The sequence below is a fragment of the Methylobacterium sp. WL6 genome (assembly GCF_008040095.1).
Lineage (GTDB): Bacteria > Pseudomonadota > Alphaproteobacteria > Rhizobiales > Beijerinckiaceae > Methylobacterium.
On record NZ_VRVH01000364.1, the window covers coordinates 1 to 3,868 of the forward strand.

Genomic DNA, 3,868 nt, shown 5'->3' on the forward strand with positions numbered 1-3,868 from the left:
GGCCGACACCGCGCTGACGCGGATCTTCGACCTCGGCCGCGCCGGCCGCGCCCCGGCCCCGGCGATGGCGGCGGCGGGCGCGGACCTCGTGGTCGGCGCCCTCAACAAGGCCGACATCCGCGGCTGGCTCGACGTGGTCTGGCGCTTCGACGACGCGACGCACCAGCACTGCCTGCTGGTGGCCGGCCTCGCGGCGGGCTTCGCCCGGCAGCTCGGCCTGCGCACGCAGGATTGCCGCGACCTGACCCAGGCCGCGCTGCTGCACGACCTCGGCAAGGCCCGCATCCCGCTGGCGATCCTCAACAAGCCGGCCCGGCTCGACGAGGCCGAGATGGCGGTGATGCGGACCCATCCGGTGCTGGGCATCGAGATGCTGCAGGGCCAGGACTACCCGGCGGCGATGCTCGCGGTGGTGCGCTCCCACCACGAGGCGCTCGACGGCTCGGGCTATCCGGACGGGCTGACCGCGCGGCAGATCCCCGACCTCGTGCGCCTGATCACGGTCTGCGACATCTACGGGGCGCTGATCGAGCGGCGGCCCTACAAGCGCCCGCTCTCGGGCGAGGCCGCCTACGACCTCCTCCGCGGCATGACCGGCAAGGTCGACCCGGATCTCGTCAACGCCTTCAAGCCGATCGCGGAAGCCGTCGGCAGCACCATCGCCAGCGCGAGCGCCGCCTGACGTCTCTGCCCCGGGCGAACCGATCGACGCGGATCGCGTCGGCTCGACCTGCACCATGCATGAGTGCATTGGGCCGGCGAGGGAAGGCCTCGCGCCGCGTCCGGTCGCGCGACAGGCGGCGTGAGCCCGCGCGATCGCCCGACGGACAACGTCAGGCATGACGCTTGGCCCCGGCCACGCACAGGACGACCACGGCGGTGGCGAGCAGCATGCTCGGCGCCACGGGCTCGTGCAGCAGGAGGCCGGCCAGCGCCAGGCCGAGGAACGGCTGCAGCAGCTGGAGCTGGCCGACGCCGGCGATGCCGCCGAGCGCCAGCCCGCGATACCAGAACACGAAGCCGACGAGCATGCTGAACACCGAGACGTAGGCGAGCGCCGCCCAGGCCGGCCAGCCGACGTCCCACGCCTCCGGCAGGGTCGCGAGCGCCAGCGCGAGGGTGACGGGCAGCGACAGCACCAGCGCCCAGGAAATGACCTGCCAGCCGCCGAGCCGGCGCGACAGCGCGGCCCCCTCGGCGTAGCCGAGGCCGCAGAGCAGGATCGCGGCCAGCATCGACAGGTCGCCGGCGAGCGACCCGGCCCCGCCCTGCGCCAGGGCGAAGCCCGCGACCACGAGGCCGCCGAGGCCGGAGAACAGCCAGAAGGCGGGCCTGGGCCGCTCGCCGCCGCGCAGCACGCCGAACACGGCCGTCGCCAGCGGCAGCAGGCCGAGGAAGACGATGGAATGGGCCGCCGTGACGTGCCGGAGCGCCAGCGCGGTGAGCAGCGGGAACCCGATCACCACGCCGAGCCCGACGATCGCCAGCGGGCCGAGGTCGCGCCGCAGCGGCCGCGGCGCGCGCAACGCCAGCAGCAGCCCCGCCCCGAGCAGCCCCGCGATCGCGGCGCGGGCCGCGGTGAGGAACAGCGGCGCGAAGCCGGCCACCGCCACCCGCGTCGCCGGCAGCGAGGCGCTGAAGATGAGGATGCCGAGGAGCCCGCTGCCCCAGCCCGCATGAGTCGCCCGGGCCGGGATCGTCGATGTCGAATTCGTCGGTTTGAGGATCGTTCGCATCGCGTTCGCCGTCCCGCCGGCCGCTCCGGCTGCGCCCGCGCCTTGACAACCACCCCCGGCCCATGCCGTCAAATGCCCAAAACCTCGCTTCTCATGCGGATCGGGCATGATGAACCCCGCCCATCTCGACCTGTTCCGCGCGGTGCTGCGCCATGGCGGCATGACGCGGGCGGCCGAGGCGCTCGGCATCGGACAGCCGCACGTGAGCCGCGCGGTCGCGCAGCTCGAGCGCGACCTCGGCTTCCCGCTGTTCCTGCGCGGGCACGGCAGCGCGGTGCCGACCGCGAAGGGCGAGGCCTTCGCCCGCGAGGTGGAGCGCACCTATGCCGGGCTCGACCACCTGCGCGAGGCCGCCCGCCGCATCCGCGAGATGGGCACCGGGCCGCTGCGCATCGCCTGCCAGCCGTCGCTCGTCGCCCGCCTGCTGCCGCGGGCGATCGGCCGCCTCCGGGCGGCGCATCCCGAAGCCCAGGTGGCGGTGCACGTGCCAGCGCCGGACACGATCTGGTCCTGGGCCGCCTCCGGCCAGTGCGATCTCGGCCTGGTGCGCCCGCGCTCCGGCCATGCGGGGGTGATCGCCGAGCCGTTCCTGACGGTCGACGCGGTCTGCGCCCTGCCCCGGCGCCATCCGCTGGCGGGCGGGCGCGCGATCACGGTCCAGGACCTCGCCGACGTGCCGCTGATCGCCGGCGCGCCCGGCGACTTCCAGCAGGCGGTGGAGGCGGCATTCCGCGACGCCGGCCTCGCGCCGCGCTTCGGCCCGACGGCGCAGTACACCGCCGCCCGCTGCGGCCTCGTCGCCGAGGGTCTGGGGCTGGCCATCGTCGACCCGGTCGCCGCCCGCGACCTCGCCCTGCCAATCGTGCTGCGCCCCTTCCGCCCCCGCCTGCCGATCGCGACCCTGCTGATCCGCCCGGCGAAGCCGCCGGGCCTCCTGGCGGAACGCCTGATCGGCTTCCTGCACGCGGCGCGCGACGCGGACGGCTTCGCGGCGGGGTGAGGGATGCCGGCGCTTCCCCGAGAGAGGGGAGCGCGTTATCTGGCATCGTCGCTCCCCTCTCCCGACCCGCTTCGCGGGCCACCCTCCCCCGCAGAGGGGGGAGGGAGACGCGTGGCCCGAAAACGTGGTCAGCCCGGGCCTGCCCCGCGCCAAAACCCCGTTGCCCTCGCCCGCGGGTCCGTGGGAGGGGGGAATCCCTTCCGCGATCACGGGTCTCGCGCGATCTCCTCCTCCTCCGCCACCCTCCTCGGCTGCGGCGCGATCCTGCTGTGGTCGCTGCTGGCGCTGTTCACCGCGGCGTCGGGGGCGGTGCCGCCGTTCCAGCTCGCGGCGATGACGTTCGCCCTCGGCGGCCTCGTCGGCTGCGCGAGCTGGCTGTCGCGCCGGGGCGGGATCGCCGCCGGCCTCGCGTCCCTGCGCCAGCCCTGGCCGGTCTGGGCGCTCGGGGTCGGCGGGCTGTTCGGCTACCACGCCCTGTACTTCGCCGCCCTGCGGCTGGCGCCGCCGGCCGAGGCCGGGCTGATCAACTATCTCTGGCCGCTGCTGATCGTGCTGTTCTCGGCGCGGCTCCCCGGCGCCGGCGGGCTGCGGCCCGGCCACCTCCTCGGCGCGGTGCTCGGGCTCGCCGGCGTGGTGGCGCTGTTCCTCGGCCGCGGCGACCTTCGCGGCGGCGCTGCGGGCTTCCTCTCGGACGCGGCCTTGCCGGGCTATGCGGCCTCGCTCGCCGCGGCCTTCGTCTGGGCGGGCTACTCGGTGCTGTCGCGCCGGGTCGGCGCGGTGCCGACGGATGCGGTCGCCGGCTTCTGCCTCGCCACCGCCGCGCTCAGCCTCGCCTGCCACCGCGCCTGGGAGGTGACGGCGTGGCCGGCGGGCGCGCTGCAATGGGGCGCCGTCGCGGCCCTCAGCCTCGGCCCGGTCGGGGCGGCGTTCTACCTGTGGGACATTGGCTGCAAGCGCGGCGACATCCGCCTGCTCGGCGTCGCGGCCTACGCCGCGCCGGTGCTCTCGACGCTGATCCTCGTCGCCGCGGGCTACGCCGCCGCGACCCCGGTGCTCGGCCTCGCCTGCGCGCTCATCGTCGCCGGGGCGCTCGTCGCGCTGCGGGCCTCGCGCCGCGGGGCGTGAGCGGGAG

At 75.7% G+C, this 3,868-nt stretch carries 4 protein-coding genes; 3 read left to right on the plus strand and 1 reads right to left on the minus strand.

Annotated elements, in window-relative coordinates:
• The coding region (locus tag FV230_RS25595) for an HD domain-containing phosphohydrolase (protein WP_147729832.1) at positions 1 to 682 on the plus strand (682 nt) is incomplete at its 5' end.
• 151 nt (positions 683 to 833) lie between these two features.
• Here the strand turns inward: FV230_RS25595 and FV230_RS25600 are convergent.
• Positions 834 to 1,736, minus strand: a complete 903-nt coding sequence (locus tag FV230_RS25600; protein WP_147844391.1) for a DMT family transporter — start codon at positions 1,734 to 1,736, stop codon at positions 834 to 836.
• A 106-nt stretch (positions 1,737 to 1,842) separates the two neighbouring features.
• On the opposite strand from FV230_RS25600, the gene FV230_RS25605 reads away from it, so the two are divergent.
• Together FV230_RS25605 and FV230_RS25610 are read left to right on the plus strand one after the other, a co-directional pair.
• On the plus strand, positions 1,843 to 2,736 hold the full coding sequence (locus FV230_RS25605; protein WP_147844392.1) for a LysR family transcriptional regulator: 894 nt from the start codon (positions 1,843 to 1,845) through the stop codon (positions 2,734 to 2,736).
• Positions 2,737 to 2,958: 222 nt separating this feature from the next.
• Positions 2,959 to 3,861: an EamA family transporter gene (locus tag FV230_RS25610; protein ID WP_147844393.1), complete on the plus strand. Its 903-nt coding sequence runs from the start codon at positions 2,959 to 2,961 to the stop codon at positions 3,859 to 3,861.
• Positions 3,862 to 3,868 lie beyond the last annotated feature (7 nt).